This is a genomic window from Allobosea sp. TAB14 (assembly GCF_052113865.1).
Taxonomy (GTDB): domain Bacteria; phylum Pseudomonadota; class Alphaproteobacteria; order Rhizobiales; family Beijerinckiaceae; genus Allobosea; species Allobosea spartocytisi.
This window is the reverse complement of sequence record NZ_JBFRDQ010000248.1, coordinates 1-5,269: the sequence shown is the minus strand read 5'-3', so window position 1 is coordinate 5,269 and position 5,269 is coordinate 1. Positions and strand designations below refer to the sequence as shown.

Sequence of the window (5,269 nt, the reverse complement as noted above, 5' to 3'; positions counted from 1 at the left end):
GGTAAGGCCAGCGTGCACCGCATCTTGAAGGCGGCTAGCGACAAAGCGGCTTAACGCTTCTGCCTAGGGCTGGGTCCTCGTGGTCTGGCCTTATGGGAAGCGCCGCGCTTTGACGTATTGGCCCCTCACGCTAGGCTGACGGCAGGAGGGTGTAGGATGGAAACTCACGCTGGCGGCTGTCTGTGCGGCACCATGCGCTACTCCACGCGAGGCGAGCCTGTCCGAGTTACGGTCTGCCACTGCCGCTTTTGCCAACGCGCAACCGGGTCCGCCTACATGGTGGAGCCCGTATTTGAGGTGTCGGCTCTTGAGGTAACCGCAGGGGAGCCGTCCACCTTCGAGCTGCAATCGGCCGGGAGTCGCAAGACGGTTCGTATTCACTTCTGCTCTGCGTGCGGTACAAAGCTCTTCCTCACCTTCGAACGGTTTCCAAGCGCCTGCGGCATCTACGCGGGCACCTATGATGATCCGCATTGGTTTGCCATGGAGCCGGCTACCGCCAAGCACATCTTCGTCTCAATGGCGCGGCCGGACAGTATCATTCCTGCGGGCCTTCCGGTTTATGCCGAGCATGCCAGCACCAATGATGGGGTCCCGCACCAGCCCGTGGTTCTCGAAAATGCGGCCGGACCATCCGACTGCCTAATGCTCCTTCGGCGATAACGTCCGAGGGGCCGCGTGAAACAGACAGCGTGAGGGCGCAGCCGTGCACCCGTTTCCCGCTACAGGTCACCCGCGTACACGCCCATGCCACCCTGCCGGCTACACCATCAGCCGAGAGCCTCCCAGGCCGTCCTTGCGGGCAACCCTACCCGCTACCGGATACATCACAGAATTGACTCGATGACCTCTGATCGAGTCAAAAAACTGATTAGACCGCAAGCGAACAAGGACTCATGGAAGCGTAGCCATAAGGCTACCTTTCGGAGACCTATCGTGACGGGCAAAAGCGCCGCCTTCGCTTCCTCCCCGAACTCTGAAGTCACTTCACTTTTCGATGCCTACTCAGCCGGGGCGGACCGATCCACTCCGGCTTTTCTTTCTTCAGACCGACCAACCGGAGCCCTTTAATGCCCGTCATCTGGTTCCTCGCCGGGACCCTCCTAATGTGGGTCTATTCGCCTAGCAACGCTCAGATCGTCCGCCACGCGCTGACCTACTGCGGTTCCGACCATCCGGAGAGCGGCCGGCCGAGCTACTGCCCGAAGAGCTGTCCATGACGACGCAGTCCCTCAGGTCGAAACCCGCCAGTGGCCTTCCGCCCCTTGCACGGCTCCTGTTGGTCCTCCAGCGGCTCAACCAAATCCACGACCGATGGGAAATGAGGTCAGCCGCAGCGTTCCTGCTGGTCGCCTGTCGGGAGAGATGACAAAGCCCGAGCTGGAAAGGGCGCTGACCATGGGAAACGGCAGCGGCTATCAAAACATCGTGCTCATGGAAGACGCCCTGCTAGTCCGGACGCGGAAGGAAAAGGGCGTGCTCGTGGTCAGCCTGACGGAGTATGGCAGGGGCATTGCAAGGGAGATTGAAGGGCTGATGGGTGAGCAGGGCGATTAGGGACCACCTTCACCTATACAGACCGCAAACGGCCTTGCCGAACGCTGCACAAGCAGATTGGCAGCGGGCGCGGCGCGAGACCAAGCCGAGTAGGTTGCACCTTCACCTGCCCAATCCAAATCCGGCGTGACTTCACCTTTGCGGATCACGCCAAGGCATTCCGGCCACGGTCGATTAGGGACCACTATAAGCAATCTAAAACCGCCATCTGCGGAGTGGCCTCAATTTCGAAGCGCCCCGTCAATCACGGCCGACATTCGATTAGGGACCACTAAAGCAATACAAGACCCGGCCCAGCCCGGACGACTACACCAAGACACCACGCACAGGGGGCCGTGACTGTCTTTTATCCTCCCGGGTTTTGGGGAGGGGGCAGTAAGTAGAAGGATACCTGAAGGTCCCTGCAGGAGAGACTTAAGGTTGTTCCTTACTTCTTCCTCTTATCCTCTCTCTTTAGGTCTATCTTGCAGCTCTTCCTTCAGGTTCACCTATAACCCTCCCTAAGCAGGTCGATGAAAAGTGGAGTGAATCCACCTTCTCTGATCATCCCTGACCCCGGTCTTCCTCCTCCCTTGGATGGTCTTCCCCTTCAGGGTGGTCGATGCCGAAGGGCGGAGCCCTAAGGTTCCAAGGCCCTCTCGCAACCCCCTTCAGACACCTTCAGGCAGGTCGGCCGCGCTTATTCGCGCGTGTCTCTGTTTGCATCTGTCTCCTGCCTTTTCTCATCCGTAACCGTAGGACACACCCATCCATGAAACACGAGGCCCTCCGGCCACCAATCCCAACAGCGGACCCCGCAGACTCCTCACCGCTCCTGCAAGTCCCCCTAGCGAACTCCGACAGGTTCGCCCTCATCGCCCCTGACGACTACCAACGGGTCCGCTCCGCAGGCTTCTCGCTAAACTGGCATCTCCACCACGGCTACGTGACGACCTACAGCGGGACCGCACGGTACGCGAAGGTCTCCCGCATCATCCTCCGGATCGCCGGCAAGGGCCATCGAGCCATCCGCGTCACTCACACCAACGGCGACCTGACAGACCTCCGCCGCAGAAACCTCACCACTAATCAGCTGAAGGAGACCAAGCCCCGATACGGTCGCGATGATCGCCGGCCGAACGCCCCTGCGGGAGCCGGGTGGCGGAGATGAGGGCAGGACCACACTCCCGCCTTCGGATCACGGTTTCCCGTTACACCCCTCCCGGATACAGGCCCATCGCAGAGGGCCCAGCTACTGTGGTGGCCGAAATCAGGCGCAGCCGTCCTTGATGGCAAATCTCGCTGATTGCCGCCCGCACTGAACCGCCCACACCGACCCGCCTCCGTGGCGGGTTTTCTTTTGCTCACGAGACAATCACCGCCATGAACTCGATCCTCACGATTAAAGACCCCAAACCGCTTACCTCCAACCCTACTGAAGCTGAGACAACCGTCCGCGATGTCGTACTGTCCGAACGGCTCGGCTATTCGAAACCGGCCGACATCCGAAAGCTGATCAAGCGCCATGCCTCGGCATTGGAGGCAATGGGATCACTACGCCAATCTGGCGTCATGATCGAAGCCGGCAAGGGGGCCAAGCGTCAGGTCACCGAATACAGCCTCAGCCGCGCCCAAGCCGCCTTTATCATCAGCAAGGCGCGGACGCCGGAAGCTACGAACCTCTCCATCGTCATCGCAGAACTCTTCGCGATGCACTCCGAGAGCAAGCTAGCTCCAGTCGATTGCGCCGCTGCGGCGGAACTGGACGCCATCGCGGCCAGAGCCAAGGCTAGAGCAGAGGTCCATGCCCTCGGCCCGGAGGGCTGGGCAATTGTCAGGAGCTTCAAGCGATCGAGTCGAAAGCGTCGGAAAATCGGCGCATTGCCAAGGCGCTGATCCTTATCGCCGCAAACCCAAAACTGACGTCCCCTGCATTTCTCAGGCCCGCCCGGCTTCCCAGCTTGGCGGGCCTTTCCATTTCCATGACAGCCACACCTGAAATCCACCTTACCTTCCACAAAACCCCTCGGAACCGTAAGGGCGAGTTCAATGCCCTCTACACGGTCACTGACGCCACCGGCCGGGTCCTTTGCTCCACCCGCACGCCACTTCCCTCCGCCGCTCGGGTCCTTCTTCAGGAAGGCCATGCCCCTGCCTCCGTCATCTCCATGACGCGCGAAGGGGAAACCGCATGGTCCCTGATGGCTCCGCTCGGAGTGGCCGCAAAGCTCACTGTCCGGGAGAACGAGACCGTAGGTCCGGTCTTCGCGCCCTATGATGCTGCTGCGCTGGCACAGCTGAAAACCGGGGCATTACCCCTTCCCGGCTAGGCGCTTCCCGCTGTCAGTCGTCAGGCTCCAGCGGCATCCGGCACGCCCTCGCTAGCCACGCCCTTCCGCAACACTTTCGGCCGGCCTGCCGGGGCCTTCCCAAGCTACGCGCGAGATTATCGGAGGATCGCTAGGCCGGGGCCGCTAGAGCCGGGAAACTGCCAGCCAATTCGCGTCACCGTGTCAATAACCGCGCATATCAGCTCAACAACGTGCTGCCTAACTTGCCGGAGATAGGCTTCGTCAATCGGAGTTTCGAAGACCTCTTTCTCGCGGTTGAGGAACAGGGGCACCGATTTGCCCTGAGCGTCAGGCATGCGCCACGACCCGTGGCAGAGCACGTTCCTCAACTTGGACGCGGCGCGAAGGTCGGCCAGCAGGTCGTCTATGTTCGTGATCGTGGCCGCGCCGTGCGCCTTCACCGCTTTGCCGTAGGAGACGATGAGGCTCCCCAACGCATCCGATAGGGCCTGTTCCAGCGTCGGAAGCCACTTCTCATAAGCAGCTTCAATCTCGTCTTCGGGATAGCTGCGGGTCGCGGTGAAAGAGAAAATAGCCTTTCCCAACACCTCCTCAAGAAACCCGAACGTCGCGACCGCGCGTCCCAGTTCCTCCCAAAACCGAGGACTGTGCGCTTGCGTTGGGAAGTCAGCCGGCAACCCTGCTCTATTGACGGCGAAACCCTCGCGCTTCGCGGACATTCACTTCCCCCCGCACTTCGACAGGCAACGCCTGCTTCGGAGCCCTTACACAGGAACCCTTATCGCCACCATTGCGGAACCACAGTTTGCCGGCAGGCGGCGGAACATCAGGTTGGCGAGGAAAACCCGAGGTCCGTGAGGCGATCTTGAAGGACAAGATCAGGGCGCACCGGGCGATGGCTCCGGGGGGCGGCGACGAAGAGTGAAGTGACTTCATGTTTGGAGCCCCGGCGTCTTATGGCTTCTCCAGGGGATCGCCTCCCGCAATCAAATGAGCTTCGGCGGCGCAGGGAGGCACCTATTCGCAGTGAGGGAGTTCAGATAGCTCTATCAAAAGGGGGATGTTCTATGGGGCCAATCACACTTTTCGATAAGTCGTTCCTTCAAATGCTGAGCCCGGATCAGGCCGCTGTGTTCGACGCACTTTACAGTGTGGTCATCTGCCCGGTCTTCATCACCGAGGCCGTCGCTGATCTCTCAAAGGCTCCGACCGCCGACAGGACCGTTGAGAAAATGGTCCGGGACTTAGCGAACAAGACTCCCCCAATGCACTCAAGCCCAACGATGCTTCACACCAAAGTGTGTCGAGGAGAGTTGGCCGGCTACCCCGTCGAGATGCGGGGCTTTCCCGTCAGAGGGGATGGCAGGGTCGTTCGCCACAACGGCAAGCTCGCGCTGATCCACGACGAGACATCAGAAGCC

At 60.5% G+C, this 5,269-nt stretch carries 5 protein-coding genes; 4 read left to right on the top strand and 1 reads right to left on the bottom strand.

All coding sequences use genetic code 11. From position 1 onward, the window contains the following. Window positions 1-156: 156 nt before the first annotated feature. From AB4Y99_RS25345 to AB4Y99_RS25335, 3 genes are all read left to right on the top strand, one after another. Window positions 157-663 (top strand): GFA family protein, encoded by a 507-nt coding sequence (locus AB4Y99_RS25345; RefSeq protein WP_441525267.1) that lies wholly within the window; start codon window positions 157-159, stop codon window positions 661-663. 702 nt (window positions 664-1,365) lie between these two features. Next, entirely contained in the window at window positions 1,366-1,557 is a 192-nt protein-coding gene (locus AB4Y99_RS25340) for a hypothetical protein (protein ID WP_441525266.1), read from the top strand. A 1,362-nt stretch (window positions 1,558-2,919) separates the two neighbouring features. After that, a complete protein-coding gene (locus AB4Y99_RS25335; RefSeq protein ID WP_441525265.1) occupies window positions 2,920-3,432 on the top strand; it encodes a hypothetical protein in 513 nt (170 codons plus the stop codon). Between the two features lie 550 nt (window positions 3,433-3,982). Here AB4Y99_RS25335 and AB4Y99_RS25330 read toward each other — a convergent pair. Next, window positions 3,983-4,567 carry a hypothetical protein gene (locus tag AB4Y99_RS25330; RefSeq protein ID WP_441525264.1) on the bottom strand — a complete coding sequence of 195 codons (585 nt, stop codon included), beginning with the start codon at window positions 4,565-4,567 and terminating at the stop codon, window positions 3,983-3,985. A 411-nt stretch (window positions 4,568-4,978) separates the two neighbouring features. On the opposite strand from AB4Y99_RS25330, the gene AB4Y99_RS25325 reads away from it, so the two are divergent. Then, window positions 4,979-5,269: hypothetical protein (locus AB4Y99_RS25325; protein WP_441525263.1), on the top strand; the 291-nt coding region annotated here is incomplete at its 3' end.